This is a genomic window from Streptomyces sp. NPDC001493 (genome assembly GCF_053597235.1).
Genome location: NZ_JBSFHV010000016.1, coordinates 163,463 through 183,225, shown reverse-complemented (window position 1 = coordinate 183,225; position 19,763 = coordinate 163,463). Strand labels below are relative to the sequence as shown.

At 72.9% G+C, this 19,763-nt stretch carries 19 protein-coding genes; 5 read left to right on the top strand and 14 right to left on the bottom strand.

Features of this window, described 5'->3' with window-relative positions; all coding sequences use genetic code 11:
- Positions 1 to 151: 151 nt before the first annotated feature.
- The 5 genes from ACWCWD_RS23270 to afsQ1 form a co-directional block, all read right to left on the bottom strand.
- Complete coding sequence (locus ACWCWD_RS23270) at positions 152 to 367, bottom strand: PspC domain-containing protein (protein ID WP_386891908.1); 216 nt, start codon at positions 365 to 367, stop codon at positions 152 to 154.
- Positions 368 to 459: 92 nt separating this feature from the next.
- The gene (locus ACWCWD_RS23265) at positions 460 to 1,011 is read right to left on the bottom strand and encodes a VanZ family protein (protein WP_450775146.1); all 552 of its coding nucleotides are present in this window, start codon (positions 1,009 to 1,011) and stop codon (positions 460 to 462) included.
- 138 nt (positions 1,012 to 1,149) lie between these two features.
- Positions 1,150 to 1,794: a hypothetical protein gene (locus tag ACWCWD_RS23260; protein ID WP_450775144.1), complete on the bottom strand. Its 645-nt coding sequence runs from the start codon at positions 1,792 to 1,794 to the stop codon at positions 1,150 to 1,152.
- A 20-nt stretch (positions 1,795 to 1,814) separates the two neighbouring features.
- Positions 1,815 to 3,347 (bottom strand): ATP-binding protein, encoded by a 1,533-nt coding sequence (locus ACWCWD_RS23255; protein ID WP_450775142.1) that lies wholly within the window; start codon positions 3,345 to 3,347, stop codon positions 1,815 to 1,817.
- The gene (gene afsQ1 / locus ACWCWD_RS23250) at positions 3,344 to 4,021 is read right to left on the bottom strand and encodes a two-component system response regulator AfsQ1 (RefSeq protein WP_266708396.1); all 678 of its coding nucleotides are present in this window, start codon (positions 4,019 to 4,021) and stop codon (positions 3,344 to 3,346) included. Before afsQ1 ends, ACWCWD_RS23255 begins: the two co-directional genes overlap by 4 nt.
- Positions 4,022 to 4,222: 201 nt before the next feature.
- Here afsQ1 and ACWCWD_RS23245 point away from each other — a divergent pair, with 201 nt between their 5' ends.
- Positions 4,223 to 5,011 (top strand): SigE family RNA polymerase sigma factor, encoded by a 789-nt coding sequence (locus tag ACWCWD_RS23245; RefSeq protein ID WP_450775140.1) that lies wholly within the window; start codon positions 4,223 to 4,225, stop codon positions 5,009 to 5,011.
- A 220-nt stretch (positions 5,012 to 5,231) separates the two neighbouring features.
- Here the strand turns inward: ACWCWD_RS23245 and ACWCWD_RS23240 are convergent, their stop codons facing one another.
- Positions 5,232 to 5,873 carry a uridine kinase family protein gene (locus ACWCWD_RS23240; protein ID WP_450775138.1) on the bottom strand — a complete coding sequence of 214 codons (642 nt, stop codon included), beginning with the start codon at positions 5,871 to 5,873 and terminating at the stop codon, positions 5,232 to 5,234.
- A gap of 127 nt (positions 5,874 to 6,000) precedes the next feature.
- On the opposite strand from ACWCWD_RS23240, the gene ACWCWD_RS23235 reads away from it, so the two are divergent.
- Positions 6,001 to 6,417 (top strand): hypothetical protein, encoded by a 417-nt coding sequence (locus ACWCWD_RS23235; RefSeq protein ID WP_450775137.1) that lies wholly within the window; start codon positions 6,001 to 6,003, stop codon positions 6,415 to 6,417.
- A gap of 93 nt (positions 6,418 to 6,510) precedes the next feature.
- On the opposite strand, the gene ACWCWD_RS23230 is transcribed toward ACWCWD_RS23235, so the two are convergent.
- From ACWCWD_RS23230 to deoC, 3 genes are read right to left on the bottom strand one after another with little or no spacing between them, the layout of a single operon-like run.
- Positions 6,511 to 7,452, bottom strand: coding sequence for an aldehyde dehydrogenase family protein (locus ACWCWD_RS23230; protein WP_450775136.1), 942 nt, complete (start codon positions 7,450 to 7,452; stop codon positions 6,511 to 6,513).
- A complete protein-coding gene (locus ACWCWD_RS23225) occupies positions 7,445 to 8,881 on the bottom strand; it encodes an aldehyde dehydrogenase family protein (RefSeq protein ID WP_450775134.1) in 1,437 nt (478 codons plus the stop codon). The genes ACWCWD_RS23230 and ACWCWD_RS23225 overlap by 8 nt, the downstream gene beginning before the upstream one ends.
- Before the next feature lie 5 nt (positions 8,882 to 8,886).
- On the bottom strand, positions 8,887 to 9,834 hold the full coding sequence (gene deoC, locus ACWCWD_RS23220; RefSeq protein ID WP_390960522.1) for a deoxyribose-phosphate aldolase: 948 nt from the start codon (positions 9,832 to 9,834) through the stop codon (positions 8,887 to 8,889).
- A 246-nt stretch (positions 9,835 to 10,080) separates the two neighbouring features.
- Here deoC and ACWCWD_RS23215 point away from each other — a divergent pair, with 246 nt between their 5' ends.
- Positions 10,081 to 10,707, top strand: coding sequence for a PH domain-containing protein (locus ACWCWD_RS23215; RefSeq protein ID WP_450775132.1), 627 nt, complete (start codon positions 10,081 to 10,083; stop codon positions 10,705 to 10,707).
- Positions 10,708 to 10,802: 95 nt separating this feature from the next.
- Here ACWCWD_RS23215 and ACWCWD_RS23210 read toward each other — a convergent pair whose 3' ends face one another.
- The 3 genes from ACWCWD_RS23210 to ACWCWD_RS23200 form a co-directional block, all read right to left on the bottom strand.
- Complete coding sequence (locus ACWCWD_RS23210) at positions 10,803 to 12,455, bottom strand: phospho-sugar mutase (protein WP_450775131.1); 1,653 nt, start codon at positions 12,453 to 12,455, stop codon at positions 10,803 to 10,805.
- A gap of 158 nt (positions 12,456 to 12,613) precedes the next feature.
- A complete protein-coding gene (locus ACWCWD_RS23205) occupies positions 12,614 to 13,438 on the bottom strand; it encodes a purine-nucleoside phosphorylase (protein WP_327177648.1) in 825 nt (274 codons plus the stop codon).
- Positions 13,439 to 13,597: 159 nt separating this feature from the next.
- Positions 13,598 to 14,035: a gamma-glutamylcyclotransferase gene (locus tag ACWCWD_RS23200; protein WP_275492381.1), complete on the bottom strand. Its 438-nt coding sequence runs from the start codon at positions 14,033 to 14,035 to the stop codon at positions 13,598 to 13,600.
- Between the two features lie 274 nt (positions 14,036 to 14,309).
- Here ACWCWD_RS23200 and ACWCWD_RS23195 point away from each other — a divergent pair, with 274 nt between their 5' ends.
- The gene (locus ACWCWD_RS23195) at positions 14,310 to 15,749 is read left to right on the top strand and encodes an NAD(P)H-quinone dehydrogenase (RefSeq protein WP_450775128.1); all 1,440 of its coding nucleotides are present in this window, start codon (positions 14,310 to 14,312) and stop codon (positions 15,747 to 15,749) included.
- Between the two features lie 261 nt (positions 15,750 to 16,010).
- Positions 16,011 to 16,979, top strand: a complete 969-nt coding sequence (locus ACWCWD_RS23190) for a DeoR/GlpR family DNA-binding transcription regulator (RefSeq protein ID WP_450775126.1) — start codon at positions 16,011 to 16,013, stop codon at positions 16,977 to 16,979.
- Positions 16,980 to 16,997: 18 nt separating this feature from the next.
- On the opposite strand, the gene ACWCWD_RS23185 is transcribed toward ACWCWD_RS23190, so the two are convergent.
- Positions 16,998 to 17,576: a TetR/AcrR family transcriptional regulator gene (locus ACWCWD_RS23185; RefSeq protein ID WP_450775203.1), complete on the bottom strand. Its 579-nt coding sequence runs from the start codon at positions 17,574 to 17,576 to the stop codon at positions 16,998 to 17,000.
- 292 nt (positions 17,577 to 17,868) lie between these two features.
- Positions 17,869 to 19,620 carry an acetyl/propionyl/methylcrotonyl-CoA carboxylase subunit alpha gene (locus ACWCWD_RS23180; RefSeq protein WP_450775124.1) on the bottom strand — a complete coding sequence of 584 codons (1,752 nt, stop codon included), beginning with the start codon at positions 19,618 to 19,620 and terminating at the stop codon, positions 17,869 to 17,871.
- Positions 19,621 to 19,763 lie beyond the last annotated feature (143 nt).

The window sequence follows — 19,763 nt, the reverse complement described above, 5'->3', positions numbered from 1 at the left end:
CCCGCCCGGCCTCCCCCGAGGGACGCCCGTACGCCAGTGGGGCACCCGGCCTGTCAGGCCGGGTGCCCCACCGCGTGCTCCGTGCTGTCCGTCGACGCAAAGGTCCGTCGACGTAGATACCGACCCCCGTTGTACCCCCGTCGTACCCGCGTCACCAGGCCGTCGCGGACGTGGTGCCCGACGAGGACTTCTCCCCGGGCAGCAGGATCCACAGCGCCAGATAGACCAGGAACTGCGGACCGGGCAGCAGGCACGAGACCAGGAAGATGACGCGCATCGTCGTCGCGGAGGTACCGAAGCGCTGTGCCAGCGCCGCGCACACTCCGCCGATCATGCGTCCGTCAATGGGGCGGACCAATCCGGCCATGGTGGGCTCCTCGGTGAACCGTCGGGGGAGCAGCCGCTGCGGCGCTCCCGATGTATCCATGGTCGCTCCACCGGCGCCGAAGGGGCCTCCCTCTACGGTGCGACCCCGACCCTGGTAATCGTCGGGGTCGCGCCCTGAGGGGTCCCACCGGCCGCGTCCACGCCCTCCGGCGCGGGGGCCCGGTGCCGCCGGCGGCGCAGCCGCGCCCGTACGAACGGCACCACCAGCAGGTGCGCCAGCAGCACCCCCACGGTGTTCAGCAGCAGCGAGTCGATGTCGACCACCTGCCCGGGCACCCCGGTCTGCCCGAGCTCGATGGCGAGGGATATCAGCGCCCCGGCGGCGGTCGTACGGACCAGCGACGCCCACGGGGAGACGGTGAGGCGCGCGTCGGCCATCGGCAGCAGGAACCCGAGCGGCGCGAGCAGCAGCAGCCCCGCGCCGATGCGCCGTACCGCGGCCCCCGGGCCGAGTGCGAGGTCCGCCTTGATGCCGTCCAGCGGGGTGAAGTTCGCGGCGCTGATCCAGGGGACGTCCAGGGGGCGCAGCGTCAGCCACCCGACGAGCACGAGATGCGCGAGGAGAAGCGTGAACCCCACCACGCGGAACAGGGTGACGGCCTTACCGCCGGGACCTTGACGCACGCCCCCGTAGACGCCCGGCCCTGAGGGAACGGTTCCGGGCAAACGGCTGGAAGTGGCGCAGACCACGGGACGCGCGCCCCCTGCGCGCCCCACCCGCCACGCGTCCACCGGCAGCACCAGCACTCCCGACCGTCGGGCTCAACGGGACGACGGCGACGGTGTGCTCACGGTCGGTACGTTCTGCGGCCGGGCCCTCGTCTCCGCCGTGCAGAGGTAACCGCGGGGGGCGTAGTCGTCGCTCGGCCCGCCCAGCAGCACCGCGCCGCCGGTGACGAGCGTGGTCTCCTCGGCGAACGTGCAGACCACCTGGGCCAGCGCCTCGGAGGAGAGGTCCTCCGGCTGGGCGCTCAGCCGCAGGGCGCCCGCCGGATCGTCCGGGGCGCCCTCCCCGACGCTCAGGTCCGAGGGGACGGCGGTGGTGAAACCGGCCCGCCGCTCCGAGGCGAGCGGCGACTGCCGGATCTGTGCGAGCAGCGCCCGCGCCAGGCCCAGGCGGCCGCTGCCCCGGTCGGTGCCGGCGATCGTCCGGTCGGCCGTCACCAGCTCCGACGCGCAGACCAGGTACACCCGCACCCGCTCGTCGGCGTCCCGCGCCCCGGAGTCCGTACCGCTGGTGCGGCACGGCACCCGGGAGGGCGCCGCCCCCGCGTCGACCGGCACCGAGGTGGGCCGGATGCCGCACCCGGCGGCCAGCGCGGCGGCGGCCACGGCGAGGACCACCCCGGTGAGCGGGCGCCGCGCGCCCACCCGGGTCCGCCGCCCGCCGGCCGGGTTCCGTCGCATGCCCGCCGGGCTCGTCCTCCTCACGACTCCTCGCCGTCCGCGCCGTCACCGGCGTCGTTCGCGTCGTGCGTGGCGCTCTCGTCCTCGGCGTGCGGGAGCCGCAGGACGAACACCGCACCGTCGCCGTCCGGGGAGTTGGCCGCCGAGATGGTGCCGCCGTGGATCAGCGCGTTCTCCATGGCGATCGACAGCCCGAGGCCGCTGCCCTCGGAGCGCGGGCGGGACGCGCTCGCCTTGTAGAACCGGTCGAAGACGTGCGGCAGCACGTCCTCGGGAATCCCCGGCCCGTGATCGCGTACCTCGATGACCAGTTCCTCGCCCTCGGTGCGTACGCGTACCCGCACGGGTGAACCGCCGTGCTTCAGCGCGTTGCCGATCAGATTCGCCAGGATCACGTCGAGCCGCCGCGGGTCGAGCCGCACCATCATGCCGCGCTCCGCGTCGAGTTCCACCGCGTCCAGCCAGGCCCGTGCGTCGATGCAGGCGGTGACCTGGTCGGCGACGTCCACCGTGTCCAGGACCAGCCGGGCCGTGCCCGCGTCGAAGCGGGTGACCTCCATGAGGTTCTCCACCAGGTCGTTGAGCCGCCGGGTCTCGCTCACCACCAGATGGACGGCCGGCGCGATCATCGGGTCGAGGCTGTCGGCCTCGTCCTCCAGCACCTCGGCCACCGCGGTGATCGCGGTGAGGGGGGTGCGCAGCTCGTGCGACATGTCGGCGACGAACCGGCGGCTGGACTCCTCCCGCGCGCTCATGTCCGCGACCTTCTTCTCCAGCGAACCGGCCGCCCGGTTGAACGTCCGGGAGAGCTCGGCGAGTTCGTCCGTACCGGAGACCACGAGCCGGGTGTCGAGCTTCCCCTCGCCCAGCTTGCGCGCCGCCTCGCCGAGCCGCTGCACCGGCCGCAGCACGGTCGTCGCCGCCGCCTGCGCGAGCAGCGCCGCGCCGATCAGCGCCAGCGTGGTGGCGATCCCCAGCGACCAGGCGAGGGAGTTGAGGTCCTGGCGCTCCTGGTCGAGCGACTTCAGCATGTACCCGGTCGGGCCGCCGCCGATGATCCGTGTCCCGGCCACCAGGTACGGGGTGCCGTCGATGCTCGTACGCTGCCAGAACAGGTGGTACTCGTACGTGTTGCCCGAGGTCAGCCGCTGCTGCGCGGAGACCTGGCGCTCCAGCGAGTTGGGCACGTCCACCTTGGTGAAGGAGTCCAGGTCGGAGTAGCCGACGATCGGCTTACCGCCGTCCCGCTCGTCCTCCAGCAGCACCGCGTACCCCGGCCCGCTGTCCGCCATCTGCACGGCGGCGGACTGGAGATCGTCCTTGGTCGGCTGCAACGGCAGCGACGCCGCCCGGTTCTGCATCTGCCGCCGGAAGTCCCCGAGCGCCGCGTCCTGCGTACGCGTCAGCACCGCCTCGCGGTTGAGCCAGTACGCGATCCCCGACGCGGACACCGCCGCCGTCAGGGCCACCAGGCCGAACACCACGACCAGCCGCAGCCGCAGGCTGCTCCAGCGGAGTCCCGCACGGACCCCGTGCCCGGCACGTCCACTCACTGAGGCGAGTCCAGCCGGTAGCCCACACCGCGGACCGTACGGATCAGCGTCGGCGAGGACGGCACGTCCTCCACCTTCGCCCGCAGCCGCTGGACGCACGCGTCCACGAGCCGCGAGTCGCCCAGGTAGTCGTGCTCCCACACCAGCCGCAGCAACTGCTGCCGGGACAGGGCCTGTCCGGGCCTGCGGCTCAGCTCCAGGAGCAGCCGCAGCTCGGTCGGGGTCAGCTGGAGATCCGCCCCGTCCTTGGTGACCGTCATCGCGGAACGGTCGATGACCACGTTCCCGAAGGTCGCCGAGTCCGTCGACTCCCGCTCCCCGCGCCGGAGTACGGCCCGGATGCGGGCGTCCAGCACCCGGCCCTGCACGGGCTTCACCACGTAGTCGTCGGCACCCGACTCCAGGCCCACCACGACGTCGATGTCGTCGCTGCGCGCCGTCAGCAGGATGATCGGCAACTGGTCGGTGCGGCGGATGCGGCGGCAGACCTCGAAACCGTCGATCCCGGGCAGCATCACGTCCAGCACGACCAGGTCGGGCCGCTGCTCCCGGAGGAGGTTCAGGCCGTCCTCTCCCGTCGCCGCGGTGGCCACTCGGTGGCCCTGGCGTGACAGCGAGAGTTCGAGGGCCGTGCGGATGGCGTCGTCGTCCTCGATCAGCAACAGGAAAGGCACGCGAGCCATTCTGTCCCATGGTGGTGCCCCAGTTCGACCGCCGGGGGCCACTTCCTGTGCGTGAGCGGCCCCAGTTGTGACGGTTACGACCCCACGGGGCCTGTGACAGCTCTGTGACAGTCGGCGGACAGTGCCATGAAACTGCCCCGCCAGACTCAATGGCACACGGTTCGAACGGACTCCACGACGGGGAGGCGCACGATGAACGCACTGCAACTGCAGCGCACCGGCTCAAGCGCGGTTGTCACGCGTCTCCACGACATCGGCCGGGGTTCCGAGAAGTCCGGTGCTGTGAACGGACGGGGGTGCGTTCGCGGCACCGGGCGTCAGCACCCGGCTCAGGCGCCGGTCACCGACGCCACGGGGGACGGACCGGGTACGTACGGGGGAACGTACGGGGGACACGGGGGAAGCGCGTACGGGGAGGGCATCACGGGGGAGCGGACGCCCCAGGCGCCGGTCGAGGACGCCGAAGCGGCGTTCACGGCCTACGTCCAGGAGCGCCGCGCCTCCCTGTACGCGACCGCCTACCACCTGACCGGCGACCGGTACGAGGCCGAGGACCTGCTGCAGAGCGCCCTCTTCTCGACCTACCGGGCGTGGGACAGGATCAGCGACAAGGCGGCCGTCGGCGGCTACCTGCGCCGCACGATGACCAACCTGCACATCAGCGCCTGGCGGCGCCGCAAGCTCAACGAGTACCCGACCGAGGAACTGCCGGAGACGGGCGGCGACTCGGACGCCATGCGCGGCACGGAGCTGCGCGCGGTGCTCTGGCAGGCGCTCGCCCGGCTGCCCGAACTCCAGCGCACCATGCTGGTCCTGCGCTACTACGAGGGGCGCACCGACCCGGAGATCGCGGCCATCCTCGACATCAGTGTCGGCACGGTGAAGTCCAGCATCTGGCGGTCGCTCCGCCGGCTGCGCGAGGACGAGGTCCTCAGCTTCGGACGTGACGAGAAGGAGTCCTTCGGCGAGCTGGTGGCCTGAGGCTACGGGGGAAACAACGGGGGCCCACGGGGGAAACGGGGCCCACGGGGGGAAACGGGGGAACGACGGAGCTCGCCGCTCCGGGGGGAAACGGCGAGCGACGGGGGAACGGCGGGGTCGTACGGGCTGGGGGGCCCGGTACGGCCCCGTTCGTCGTTCCCGCGGCGGGGTCGGGTCGGGCCCCGTTCGTCGTACCTCCGCGACCCGTCCGCCCGCCGTACTACGCCGCGCCGCTCCCCGCCGGGGTGCGGCGGCAGCGGCCCGCGGCCGCGGCGGCCAGGCGGCCGAGCGCCTCCTCCTTGCCGCACGGGTGGGCGCCGAGCGCCGCCTGGCGGGCCACGATCCGGCGCTCCGCGCGCATCAGCCGCCAGCCGCGCCGCAGCAGGAACGGCACCGACTTGCGGCCCTCGCGCAGATCCCGCAGCAGCCGCCGGCGGAACGTGGTCGACGGGCGCCCGCGCAGGCAGATCGCGTCGGCGAGCAGCCCCAGCTCCTGGCAGCGCGCGACGATGTCCGCCGCGAAGATCCCCTCGGCCACGAAGAGCGGCGAACGGTCGATGTGCAGCGCCTCGGTGCCCGTACGGGAGCTGGTGGCCAGGTCGTAGACCGGTATGCGGGTGCGGCCGGAGCGGCAGAGGTCCGCGATGGCGGCCACGGCGGCCTCGGCGTCCCAGGACTCCGGGGAGTCCCAGTCGATGTCCGTGCTGCCGGTGACCTGGGGCAGGGTCGGGTCGTTGCCCTCCTTGTAGAAGTCGTCCAGCCGCAGCATCGGAAGACCGGTGCGGGCGGCGAGGGAGGACTTCCCGGAGCCGGAGGGGCCTGTCAGCAGGACGACGCGCGTCGGGATCGGTTGGGAACTCACAGAACAAAAGTGTGAGGCATGACCCGAGCAGGGGACCCCTCGGAAGTCCTGTTGGTATCGAGCATCACATCTCCACTACTCTGCGCGCACGTACGACTACCGATACGAAGTCGATCAGGTGGGAAAAATGGCACGTCATGCACGAATCAAGCCCTCGCGGCACGTCCTGCTGCGCGCCGGGCTGACCGTCACCGCCCTGGGTGCCGCCCTCGGTGCGGGCGCCGCGTCCGCGCAGGCGGCCACGCCCGAGGCCGTGACCGAGGCGAGCGACAGCGCGCAGGCCGCCGTGTCGGCGGTGACGGACGCCGCCCTGCCCGCGGTGACCGGCGCGCTGTCGAACAGCCTTGCCCCCGTAACCGCGCTCCAGCTCGACCCGCTGGCCAAGACCGGGACCGACCCGCTGGACAACGCCGTCGGCACGCAGGTCGCCGACTTCAAGCCGGTCTCCACCGCCCTGGTCACCGACCACCTCACGGACGGCGGCGCGCTCCGCGACCTGCCCGTGGTGGGCCAGGTCACCGGGCTGATCACCGGGGCGCGTTGATCCGCTGACACACCGGCGGGGCCGGTCCTCCCGTCGTGGTGAGGACCGGCCCCGCCGGTGTGCGTACGCTCCGCCGCCCGTGGTGCGGGACCGTCAGTAGGACGATCCGGAGACGCCCAGCGCGCCCGTGGGGTGCCAGACCGTCTTGGTCTCCAGGAACGCCGTCAGGCGGTGCGTGCCCGGGTCGGCGGTCCAGTCGGGTTCGGCCGGGCCCGCTTCGCCGTCCACAGGCTGTGGACGCAGGACGCGCTTCAGATTGTCGGCCGCCGCGATCTCCAGCTCCTTCGCCAGTGCGGCGTCCGCGCCGGTGAGGTCGATGGCGTTGACGTCCTGGTGCGCGGCGAGCGGGGCCGCCAGCTCGGCGGTGGCGCCGGAGAGCACGTTCACCACACCGCCCGGCAGGTCCGAGGTGGCCAGCACCTCGCCCAGCGAGAGCGCGGGCAGCGGCGCGTCGGCGGAGGCGACCACCACGGCGGTGTTCCCGGTGGCGATCACCGGGGCGATCACCGAGACCAGCCCGAGGAACGACGAGCGCTGCGGCGCCAGTACCGCGACCACACCGGTCGGCTCCGGCGTCGACAGGTTGAAGAAGGGCCCGGCGACCGGGTTGGCCCCGCCCACGACCTGGCCGATCTTGTCCGTCCACCCCGCGTACCAGACCCAGCGGTCCACCGCGGCGTCCACCACGGCGGCGGCCTTGGACTTCGACAGCCCCTCCGCGTCCGCGACTTCGCGGACGAACTGCTCCCGGCGGCCCTCCAGCATCTCGGCGACGCGGTAGAGGATCTGGCCCCGGTTGTAGGCGGTCGCGCCGGACCAGCCGCCGAAGGCCTTGCGGGCGGCGACGACCGCGTCCCGCGCGTCCTTGCGGGACGACTGCGGGGCGTTCGCCAGCCACGTGCCCTTGGAGTCGGTCACCTCGTACACCCGGCCGCTCTCGGAACGGGGGAACTTGCCCCCGACGTACAGCTTGTAGGTCTTGAAGACGCTCAGGCGCCGCGGTGCGGAGCCGTTGGTCGATCCGTGCTCAGACATCGAGGTACGCCTCCAGGCCGTGGCGGCCGCCCTCGCGGCCGTAGCCCGACTCCTTGTATCCGCCGAACGGCGAGGTGGGGTCGAACTTGTTGAACGTGTTGGCCCAGACGACGCCCGCCCGGAGCTTGTTCGCCACCGCGAGGATGCGGGAGCCCTTCTCCGTCCAGATGCCCGCCGACAGGCCGTACTGGGTGTTGTTGGCCTTCGCGACGGCCTCGTCCGGGGTACGGAAGGTCAGCACGGAGAGCACCGGGCCGAAGATCTCGTCCCGGGCGACCGTGTGGGCCTGGGTGACACCGGTGAAGAGCGTCGGGGCGAACCAGTAGCCGGAGGACGGCAGTTCGCACGGCGCGGTCCAGCGCTCGGCACCCTCCGCCTCGCCCGTCTCCGCCAGCGCGGTGATCCGGGCGAGCTGCTCGGCGGAGTTGATCGCGCCGATGTCGGTGTTCTTGTCCAGCGGGTCGCCGAGGCGCAGCGTGGACAGCCGCCGCTTCAGCGCGTCCAGCACCTCGTCGTGCACCGACTCCTGCACCAGCAGGCGGGAGCCCGCGCAGCAGACCTGGCCCTGGTTGAAGAAGATGCCGGTGACGATCCCCTCGACCGCCTGGTCGACCGGGGCGTCGTCGAAGACGATGTTGGCACCCTTGCCGCCCAGTTCCAGGGTGACCTTCTTGTCCGTACCCGCGACCTGCCGGGCGATGGCCTTGCCCACGGCGGTCGAGCCGGTGAAGGCGACCTTGTTCACGTCCGGGTGCGCGACGAGGGCCGCGCCCGCGTCGCCGTACCCCGTCAGGATGTTGACGACGCCCTTCGGCAGACCCGCCTGGCGGCAGATGTCCGCGAAGAACAGGGCGGAGAGCGGGGTCGTCTCGGCGGGCTTGAGGACCACCGTGTTGCCGGCCGCGAGCGCCGGGGCGATCTTCCACGCCAGCATCAGCAGCGGGAAGTTCCACGGGATGACCTGGCCGGCCACGCCCAGCGGGCGCGGGTCCGTACCGAAACCGGCGTGGCCGAGCTTGTCGGCCCAGCCCGCGTAGTAGAAGAAGTGCGCCGCGACCAGCGGGAGGTCCGCGTCGCGGGTCTCCCGGATCGGCTTGCCGTTGTCCAGCGTCTCCAGGACCGCCAGCTCACGGCTGCGCTCCTGGATGATCCGGGCGATCCGGAAGAGGTACTTGGCGCGCTCGGAGCCCGGCAGCGCCGACCACTTCTCGAACGCCTTCCTGGCCGCCCGGACCGCGCGGTCCACGTCCGCCTCGCCCGCGCGGGCGACCTCGGAGAGGACCTCCTCGCTGCTCGGCGAGACGGTCTTGAAGACCTTGCCGTCGGCGGCCTCGGTGAACTCGCCGTCGATGAACAGGCCGTACGAGGGCGCGATGTCGACGACCGACCGCGACTCGGGGGCGGGCGCGTACTCGAATGCAGATGCCATGGGGATCAGTCCACCGTCACGTAATCGGGGCCGGAGTAACGGCCGGTGCTGAGCTTCTGGCGCTGCATCAGCAGGTCGTTCAGCAGGCCGGAGGCGCCGAACCGGAACCAGTGGTTGTCCAGCCAGTCCTCGCCCGCGGTCTCGTTGACCAGGACCAGGAACTTGACCGCGTCCTTGGTCGTACGGATGCCGCCCGCGGGCTTCACCCCGACCTGTACGCCGGTCTGGAGCCGGAAGTCGCGGACGGCCTCCAGCATCAGCAGGGTGTTCGCGGGGGTGGCGTTGGTCGCGACCTTGCCGGTCGACGTCTTGATGAAGTCGGCCCCGGCCAGCATCCCCAGCCAGGAGGCGCGGCGGATGTTGTCGTACGTGGAGAGCTCGCCGGTCTCGAAGATGACCTTGAGGCGGGCGGTGCCGCACTCGGCCTTCACGGCCGTGATCTCCTCGTACACCTTGAGGTAGTGGCCCGCCAGGAACGCGCCCCGGTCGATCACCATGTCGATCTCGTCGGCCCCGGCCGCCACCGCGTCGCGGACGTCCGCGAGCTTGACGTCGAGCGCCGCACGGCCGGCCGGGAAGGCCGTCGCCACGGACGCCACCTTCACGTCGGAGCCGGCCAGTGCGGCGACGGCGGTCGCCGCCATGTCGGGGTAGACGCAGACCGCGGCGGTGCGCGGGGTCGTCCGGTCGGTCGGGTCGGGATGCAGGGCCTTGGCGCACAGCGCCCGGACCTTGCCCGGGGTGTCCGCGCCTTCCAGCGTCGTCAGGTCGATCATCGAGATGGCGAGATCGATGGCGTACGCCTTGGCCGTCGTCTTGATCGACCGGGTGCCGAGCGAGGCGGCGCGCGCTTCCAGGCCGACGGCGTCGACGCCGGGCAGCCCGTGCAGGAAGCGGCGCAGCGCACCGTCGGACGCGGTCGCGCCGGAGAATGCGGGTGCAGTGGTGGGCATGGTCACCAGAGGAGCATATCTACGCGCGTAGCAGCCTGTACAGGGGGGTAAGGACCACCACACGCCCCGCGCGGGCGCCCCGCACGCCCGGTACGCGCGGTACGCCCCTCGGGCCGTGGGCCGTTGGGCCCTGGGCCGTGCGCCGCGACCCGGGCGGCCGCCCCGTACCTGAGCCACCCCGTACTTGAGCCACTCCGCACCTGAGCCACTCCGCGCCCGCCCCCGGGCGTCAGGCACAATCGGGCCATGACGAGCTCCACGCCCCCGGACGAGCCCACCTACGCCGACCGGACCTACCGGTCCACCCCCGCGGCGGTGGCAGGCGTCCTGCTGCTCCTGCTCATCGCCTGGCTGCTCGGCGACGCGCTCGTCTCCGGCGAGGGCCGTGCGCCCTGGCTGGCGCTCGCCGGAGCGGTGCTGGTGGCACCGCTGGTCGTCGCCTTCACCCTGCGCCCCGCCGTACTCGCCGGAGCCCGCCGCATCCTGATCCGCAACCCGTTCCGCACCATCGTGCTGCCGTGGTCGCGGATGGCGGACGTCCGCGCCGCGTACTCCACCGAGCTGTTCACCACGGACGGGAAGAAGTACCAGGTGTGGGCGCTGCCCGTCTCGCTGCGCGACCGCAAGCGGGCGGTGCGCCAGTCGTCCGCCGCCCGGCGCGAAGGCGCCGCGGCGAAGCAGGTGCGCCCCGCGGTGGCCGACCAGGCGGTCGGCGAGCTGCGCACGCTTGCCGAGGAGGACGCCGCCAACGCCGCCGGCCGGGCCGCCGCCGGTGCCCAGGAGGTGACCGCCTCGGTGCGCTGGGCGTGGGAGATCATCGGCCCCGCCGTCGCGGGCGGAATCGCTCTGGTGGTGCTCTTCGCCACGAAGTGACGCCCGCGCGTCACGCACGTACGAAGAAGAGCGGGCCGGCGCCTCCCACGGAGGTACCGGCCCGCTCTTCTCGTGCGTACGCCAGGGGCGGCGGGTCAGATGCCGGCCGCGGTGGAGAGGTCCCGCCTGATCCCGGCCAGCAGCTCGGCCGCCCGGGCCCGCGCGGCCGGCAGCCCGTCGGCCGAGGCGACCGGCACGACGACCTCCAGGTAGCACTTGAGCTTCGGCTCGGTCCCGCTCGGGCGGACGATCACCCGGGCGCCGTCGAGCCGGTAGCGCAGGCCGTCCGTGGGCGGAAGGTCGGCAGAGCCCTTGGCGAGGTCCTCGGCCGAGGTGACCGCCAGCCCCGCCAGCGCGGCCGGCGGCCGCTCGCGGAGCCGGTGCATGGCGTCGGCGATGACCGAGAGGTCCTCCACCCGGACCGACAGCTGGTCGGTGGCGTGCAGCCCGTGCGCGAGGGCCAGGTCGTCCAGCAGGTCGAGCAGGGTCCGGCCGCGCTCCTTGAGCACCGAGGCCAGCTCGGTGACGAGCAGCGCGGCGGTGATGCCGTCCTTGTCCCGTACGCCGTCCGGGTCGACGCAGTAGCCGAGCGCCTCCTCGTAGCCGTACCGCAGTCCGTCCACGCGGGCGATCCACTTGAAGCCGGTGAGCGTCTCCTCGTACCCGAGACCGGCGCGTTCGGCGATCCGGCCGAGCAGCGAGGAGGAGACGATCGAGGCGGCGAGGACACCCTCGGCGCCCCGGTCCACCAGGTGCGCGGCGAGCAGCGCGCCGACCTCGTCGCCACGCAGCATCCGCCAGCCGCCCCCGGCCGCCGGGTCCGGGACGGCGACGGCGCAGCGGTCCGCGTCCGGGTCGTTGGCGATGATCAGATCGGGGTCCGTCCGGCGCGCGGTCGCGAAGGCGAGGTCCATCGCGCCCGGCTCCTCCGGGTTGGGGAACGCGACGGTCGGGAACGCCGGGTCGGGCTCGGCCTGCTCGGCGACGAGCACCGGCGCGGGGAACCCGGCCCGCTCGAACGCGGCGGTCAGCACCGAGGTGCCGACGCCGTGCATCGCCGTGTAGACGGTCCGGGCGGTGCGCGGGGAGCCGGTGGAGAGCACGGCGTCGGTACGCGCGAGGTAGGCGTCCAGGACCTCGTCGCCGAGGACCTCCCAGCCGTCCTCGGGCCGGTCCACCCCGGCGAGCGGGCCGACCGCGGCGATGGCGGCGGCGATCTCCGCGTCGGCCGGGGGCACGATCTGCGAGCCGTCGCCGAGGTAGACCTTGTAGCCGTTGTCGCGCGGCGGGTTGTGGCTCGCGGTGACCTCGACACCCGCGACGGCACCCAGATGCCGTATGGCGAACGCCAGCACCGGGGTGGGCAGCGGGCGCGGCAGGACGGCGGCGCGGAGCCCGGCGCCGGTCATCACGGCGGCGGTGTCCCGGGCGAAGTCCTCCGAGCGGTAGCGGGCGTCGTACCCGACGACGACGAGCCCGTCGGTGTTCCCTTCGGCCTTGAGGTAAGCCGCCAGCCCCGCGGCGGCGCGGATCACGACGGCGCGGTTCATCCGCATCGGACCGGCGCCCAGCTCCCCGCGCAGACCGGCGGTGCCGAACTGGAGGGTGCCGGCGAAGCGCGCGGCGAGTTCGGCGCGGGCCTCGGGGCCGTCCGTGGCGATCAGCCGCCCCAGCTCCTCCCGCGTCTCGGGGTCCGGGTCCTCGGCCTGCCAGGCCCTGGCCCGTTCGAGGAGGTCGTCGTGGTGCACGGGGTCCACCTTTCGGGGATGACGGGGGTGACGGGGGTGCCGGTGGTGCGGGGAGTGCCGGGGAGCGGGTGGTGCCGGGGGAGCGGTTGGTGCGGGTGGCGGCCCGGCCGGGGCGGCCCGTCCCGTCGTGCGGGGCGGACCGCCACCGGACCGGCCGGTCAGATGCGTTCGAGCACGCGGGCCAGCAGGTCGCCCATGCGCGCGGCCGAGTCCCGGCCGGCCTGCAGGACCTCTTCGTGGTTGAGCGGTTCGCCGGACAGGCCCGCGGCGAGGTTGGTCACCAGCGAGATGCCGAGCACCTCCGCGCCCGCCTCGCGCGCGGCGATGGCCTCCAGCACGGTGGACATGCCGACCAGGTCGCCGCCCATCGCGCGGACCATGCCGATCTCGGCCGGGGTCTCGTAGTGCGGGCCGGGGAACTGCACGTACACGCCCTCTTCCAGCGAGGGGTCGATCTCCTGGCAGAGCGCCCGCAGCCGGGGGGAGTACAGGTCCGTCAGGTCGACGAAGTTGGCGCCGATGATCGGGGAGGTGGCCGTGAGGTTGATGTGGTCACCGATCAGCACCGGCTGGCCGGGGCGCATGCCCTCGCGCAGACCGCCGCAGCCGTTGGTCAGCACGACGGTCCGGCAGCCCGCGGCCACGGCCGTACGGACGCCGTGGGCGACGGCGGCGACGCCGCGTCCCTCGTAGAAGTGGGTGCGGCCGAGGAAGACCAGCACGCGCTTCTCGCCGATGCGGTACGAGCGGACCGTGCCGCCGTGTCCCTCGACCGCCGGGGGCGGGAATCCGGGCAGGTGCGTCACCGGGAACTCGGCGTCCGGGGTACCGAGCGCATCGCCCGCCGGCCCCCAGCCGGACCCCATCACGAGGACCACGTCGTGGGTCTCGGCGCCGGTCAGCTCCCGCAGCCTGGCGGCGGCCTCGGCGGCCACCGCGTGCGGGTCGTCCTGGATGTTGTCCGGAATAACAGATGCGTTCACCGGACGAGGGTAACCGCTGAATCCCTACGCGCGTAGATGGACCGGCACACCATCTGTCCGATCCTTTCGTATTTTCGTACGACGAGGGGGTCGGTGGGCCGGGAACCGGAGGGTGCCCGAGGGGCGCGTGAGACTCCTGGGGCAGGTGTGACCGCAGGGTCAGCAGGGGCGCTTGCGCAGCTCCATCACGTAGTCGTGCGGGGCCCCGGCGGACTCCGCCGCGTCGGCCACCTCGCCGAGGTAGCGGGCGGAGGGCAGCCCGCCCTCGTAGCCGTTGAGCACGTACATCCAGGCCGGCTCCTCGCCGTCCAGGGTGTGCACGCGCACCCGCATCCGCCGGTAGATGTCGAGGCCGACGCCCTCCCAGCGGTCCAGCGAGTCCTCGTCCATCGGCGCGACGTCGTACAGCGCGACGAACACCTGGGAACGCGGCGCTTCGACGACCGTCGCCAGCGCCCCTTCCCAGCCCATCTGCTCCCCGCCGAAGGTCAGCCGCCAGCCGTTGAGCCAGCCGGTACCGCGCAGCGGGGAATGCGGTGCGCGGCGCGTCATCAGCCGCGCGTCGAGGTTGCCGGCGTACGCGGCGTAGAGCGACATGAGTCCGAGGGTACGGGAGATGCGCGGCGACGCGCCGAACTCCTCGCAGGAACAGCCCGGGAGAGCGAACGGCGCACGGCCGCTCGGATGCCTCCCGGCCACCCCGCCCGAGCTGCGAGGACGGCCCCGCCGCCCGGATGGAGGGCCCCGGGGCGAAGCAGTTTGGCGGGTGCGGGACAATGGAGTACGTACTGCATTCCCCCGGGGCGATCCCCCGGACCCCGGCCGGGACGGCAGACGGCCGCGGGATGACACCACGCGAGGCGGACATTTCGTGACCAGGATCGTGATCATCGGCGGCGGCCCCGGCGGCTACGAGGCGGCACTGGTCGGCACCCAGCTCGGGGCAGAGGTCACCGTCGTCGACTGCGACGGCCTCGGCGGCGCGTCCGTGCTCACCGACTGCGTCCCCTCGAAAACCCTGATCGCCACCGCCGAGGTCATGACGACCTTCGACTCCTCCTACGAGGAGCTGGGCATCATCGTCGCCGACGACACCCCGGCCCTGGAGCAGGCCGCCCGGGTGGTCGGGGTCGACCTCGGCAAGGTCAACCGCCGTGTCAAGCGCCTCGCGCTCGCCCAGTCCCACGACATCACCGCCTCCGTCACCCGGGCCGGTGCCCGCGTGATGCGCGGCCGCGGCCGCCTGGAGGGCCTGCAGGCCGCCGACGGCTCCCGCCAGGTCGTGGTGACCGCCGCCGACGGCAGCGAGGAGCGCCTCACCGCCGACGCGGTGCTGATCGCCACCGGCGGCCACCCCCGCGAGATCCCGGACGCGCAGCCCGACGGCGAGCGCATCCTCAACTGGACCCAGGTCTACGACCTCGACGAGCTCCCCGAGGAGCTCATCGTGGTCGGCTCCGGCGTCACCGGCGCCGAGTTCGCCGGCGCCTACCAGGCGCTCGGCTCCCGGGTCACCCTCGTCTCCTCCCGCGACCGGGTGCTGCCGGGCGAGGACCCGGACGCCGCCGCCGTGCTGGAGGACGTGTTCCGCCGCCGCGGCATGAACGTCATGGCCCGCTCCCGCGCCCAGGCCGCCAAGCGCGTCGGCGACCGGGTCGAGGTCACCCTCGCGGACGGCCGGGTCATCTCCGGCACGCACTGCCTGATGGCGGTCGGCGCGATCCCGAACACCGAGGGCATGGGCCTGGAGGAGGCGGGCGTCCGCCTCAAGGAGTCCGGCCACATCAAGACCGACAAGGTCTCCCGCACCAGCGCCCCCGGCGTCTACGCCGCCGGTGACGTCACGGGCGTCTTCGCGCTGGCCTCGGTCGCCGCGATGCAGGGCCGGATCGCGATGTACCACTTCCTCGGCGACGCGGTGGCCCCGCTGAACCTCAAGACCGTCTCCTCCAACGTCTTCACCGACCCGGAGATCGCCACCGTCGGCTACACCCAGGCCGACGTGGACGCGGGCAAGATCGAGGCCCGGGTCGTCAAGCTCCCGCTGCTGCGCAACCCGCGCGCCAAGATGCTCGGCATCCGCGACGGCTTCGTCAAGATCTTCTGCCGCCCCGGCACCGGCATCGTGGTCGGCGGCTGTGTCGTCGCGCCGCGCGCCAGCGAGCTGATTCATCCGATTTCGGTCGCGGTCGACAACAACTTGACGGTGGAACAGATCGCGAACGCGTTCACCGTGTACCCGTCCCTGTCGGGTTCGATCGCCGAGGTCGCCCGCCAGCTGCACACCCGGAAGCTCGACGGCGAGATCTAGTCACCCCGCGCGACCGCCCCCGCGCGACGGCAACTGCCGTCGTGGCGGGGGCTGTTGGGATACGGGCGGATCGCATCTGACCGCTCCCCGACCAGTTGTGTGCGCGTTCCAGTCAATCCGGCGGCGACGGACGGCGACTCTGCGGGCAAGTCTGACAACATCGGGTTCGCGTATATCACTTGGTGACCCACTTCGTTGCCAACTTCTGCAATTCGGCCCAATGCGCTGAAAACGCGCGCGGGTCAGGTTACTGTCAGTTCTGTGTTCGCTGCAGAACGTCGTCAATTGATCCTCGAAATGGTGCGCGCCAACGGGGCGGTATCGCTCCGTGAGCTCGCCCGCGTCGTCCAGACCTCCGAAGTGACCGTACGGCGGGACGTGCGGGCACTGGAGGCAGAAGGACTCCTCGACCGCCGGCACGGCGGTGCGGTCTTGCCGGGCGGTTTTACGCGGGAGTCCGGCTTTCCGCAGAAATCCCATCTCTCGTCCGCGGAGAAGACGGCCATCGCCGACGCGGCGGCCGCACTGGTCGGTGAGGGCGAGGCCATCGTCGTCGGCGCCGGTACGACCACCCAGGAGCTGGCCCGCCGGCTCGCGCGGGTGCCCGGCCTCACCGTCGTGACCAACTCCCTGCTGGTCGCCCAGGCCTTGGCCCACGCCAACCGGGTGGAGGTCGTGATGACCGGCGGCACCCTGCGCGGGAGCAACTACGCCCTGGTGGGCAGCGGGGCCGAGCAGTCCCTCCAGGGACTGCGGGTCTCCCGGGCCTTCCTCTCCGGGAGCGGGCTGACGGCCGAGCGCGGACTCTCCACCTCCAACATGCTCTCGGCCAGCGTCGACCGGGCCCTGGTGCAGGCCGCCGCCGAGGTGGTCGTCCTCGCCGACCACACCAAGCTGGGCGCCGACACCATGTTCCAGACGGTGCCGACGGAGCTGGTCACCCGGCTGGTCACGGACGAACCCCCGCTGGGTGACGAGCGGGCCGCCGCCGAGATCCAGGCCCTGGCCGACCAGGGCGTGGAGATCACCCTCGCGGGTGGCGACGCCGGCTCCGGCCCCACCGGCGTGGAGAGCGCCCCGCCGAACGGCAGACCCCGGCGCGACATGCCGCTGCCGGGCCAGCGCCGCACCCAGAACGGCGGCCTGGGGCAGCAACTGCGCGGCGCCGCGGTGCTCGCCGACCCCGGCCCCCCGGAGCGCGCCCGCGTCGCGGACCTGCGGCGGCGCTGAGGACGACCGGGCCGGGGCTCAGGTCCCGGGCGCCGTCTCCGCCGTCTCCGGCCTGCTCTTGAGCCCCTGGAGCGTCAGCAGGAGCAGCCGGTCGGCCAGCTCCGGGTCCTCGGGGTTCTGCTCGGCGGCGAGCGCGATGGCGTTGGTCAGCCGCATCAGATCGTCGATCGACGCGTCCGCCCGCACGGCCCCGCTCTCCTGCGCCCGTGCCAGCAGCCGGGCCCCCGCCTCGCGCAGCGGTACGTGACAGGGGGCCAGGGCCGAGGTGTCGTCCCGCGAGGCGGTGAGCAGCGCCCGGGCCAGTCCCCGGTATTCGCCCGCGTGCCGGACGATGCAGCCGAGCCACTCCACCAGGGCATGGCAGGGCCGCTCGGCGCGCGCCAGGGCGTACGAGCGTTCGAGCAGGTCCGCCAGCGCGTCCTGGAAGACCGCGTTCATCAGCGCGGGCCGGGTGGGGAAGTGCCGGTACAGCGTGCCGATCCCGACGCCCGCGCGCCGGGCGAGGTCCTCCAGCGAGGCGTCGGTGCCCTGTTCGGCGAAGAGGGTGCGGGCCTCGCCGACCAGCCGGTCGTGGTTGCGGCGGGCGTCGGCGCGCATCGGCCGTCCGGGCGCGGGGGCGGGCACGGTCGAACCCGGACCGGCCCCGTCGGGGTCCGGATTCGGTGCCGTGCTCGGCGGCGTCACGCTGGCCATGGTGGGTCGTCCTCCCGGGTCTCCTCGGCTCCAGGATGCCACCGCCCCCCGGCGGGCCCGTCCCCGGACCGGGTTCCGGCCCTCGGGTGGTGTCCGGCCCCCGCGTCCGGGGCCGGTACGCACAAGGGCCCCGCCCGGTCCGTACGCGGTGGGCGTACGGACCGGGCGGGGCCCCGGCGGGAGCCTGTCCCGCAGGTCAGTCCTTGATCTCGCAGATCGCGGCGCCGGACGACAGCGAGCTGCCGACCTGGGCGGTGAGGCCCTTGATCGTGCCGGAGCGGTGCGCGTTGAGCGGCTGCTCCATCTTCATGGCCTCCAGGACGACGACGAGGTCGCCCTCCTTGACCTCCTGGCCCTCCTCCACGGCCACCTTGACGATGGTGCCCTGCATCGGGGAGGCGAGGGTGTCGCCCGAGGCCGCGGAGCCGGCCTTCTTCGCCGCGCGGCGCTTCGGCTTCGCACCGGCCGCCAGGCCCGTACGCGCGAGGCTCATGCCCAGCGACGAGGGGAGCGAGACCTCCAGGCGGCGGCCGCCGACCTCGACGACGACGATCTCCCGGTTGCCCTCGTCCTCGTCCGCCTCGGCGGGAGTGGTGAAGGGCTTGATCTCGTTGACGAACTCGGTCTCGATCCAGCGGGTGTGGATGCGGAACGGGTTCGAGGTGAACGCCGGGTCCACCACGACCGCGCGGTGGAACGGGATGGCGGTGGCCATGCCCTCGACGGTGAACTCGCCGAGCGCGCGGGCGGCGCGCTGGAGCGCCTGCTCACGGGTGGCGCCGGTGACGATCAGCTTCGCCAGGAGCGAGTCCCAGGCGGGGCCGATGACGCTGCCGGACTCGACACCCGCGTCGAGCCGGACACCGGGGCCGGTCGGCGCGTTGAAGGTGGTGACGGTGCCCGGGGCGGGCAGGAAGCCCCGGCCCGGGTCCTCGCCGTTGATACGGAACTCGAAGGAGTGACCGCGTACGGCCGGGTCGCCGTATCCCAGCTCCTCGCCGTCGGCGATCCGGAACATCTCGCGGACCAGGTCGAGGCCGGTGACCTCTTCGGTGACCGGGTGCTCCACCTGGAGGCGGGTGTTGACCTCCAGGAAGGAGATCGTGCCGTCGGTGCCGACGAGGAACTCGACCGTGCCGGCGCCGACGTAGCCGGCCTCCTTCAGGATCGCCTTCGACGCCGCGTACAGCTGGGCGTTCTGCTCCTCGGTGAGGAAGGGGGCCGGGGCCTCCTCGACCAGCTTCTGGTGGCGGCGCTGGAGCGAGCAGTCGCGGGTGGAGACGACGACGACGTTGCCGTGCTGGTCGGCCAGGCACTGGGTCTCGACGTGGCGCGGCTTGTCGAGGTAGCGCTCGACGAAGCACTCGCCCCGGCCGAACGCCGCGACGGCCTCACGGACGGCGGAGTCGTACAGCTCCGGGACTTCTTCGAGGGTGCGGGCGACCTTCAGGCCGCGTCCGCCACCGCCGAAGGCGGCCTTGATGGCGATGGGCAGACCGTGCTCCCGCGCGAACGCCACGACCTCGTCGGCGCCCGAGACCGGGTCCGGGGTACCGGCGACGAGCGGGGCACCGGCGCGCTGGGCGATGTGCCGGGCGGCGACCTTGTCGCCGAGGTCGCGGATCGCGTGCGGCGGCGGGCCGATCCAGGTCAGCCCGGCGTCCAGCACCGCCTGCGCGAACTCCGCGTTCTCGGACAGGAATCCGTACCCCGGGTGGATCGCGTCCGCGCCCGAGTCGGCGGCGGCGCGCAGCACCTTGGCGATGTCCAGGTAGCTGGCCGCCGGGGTGTCACCGCCCAGCGCGAACGCCTCGTCGGCGGCGCGGACGTGCAGAGCGTCCCGGTCCGGATCGGCGTAGACGGCGACGCTGGCGATCCCGGCGTCCCGGCAGGCCCGAGCGACGCGGACAGCGATTTCGCCACGGTTGGCGATGAGCACCTTGCGCACGATGACTCCCTCCTAGGAACAAGCTGAGTTTAGGGACTACCAACACGGCCGTACGACCCGTCCCCATTGGTGAGCTTGCCCACACGGAGCGTGATTCCGTGGCCTCCGGAGTCGCAAAATCCCTTGTCGGACCACGGTACGCC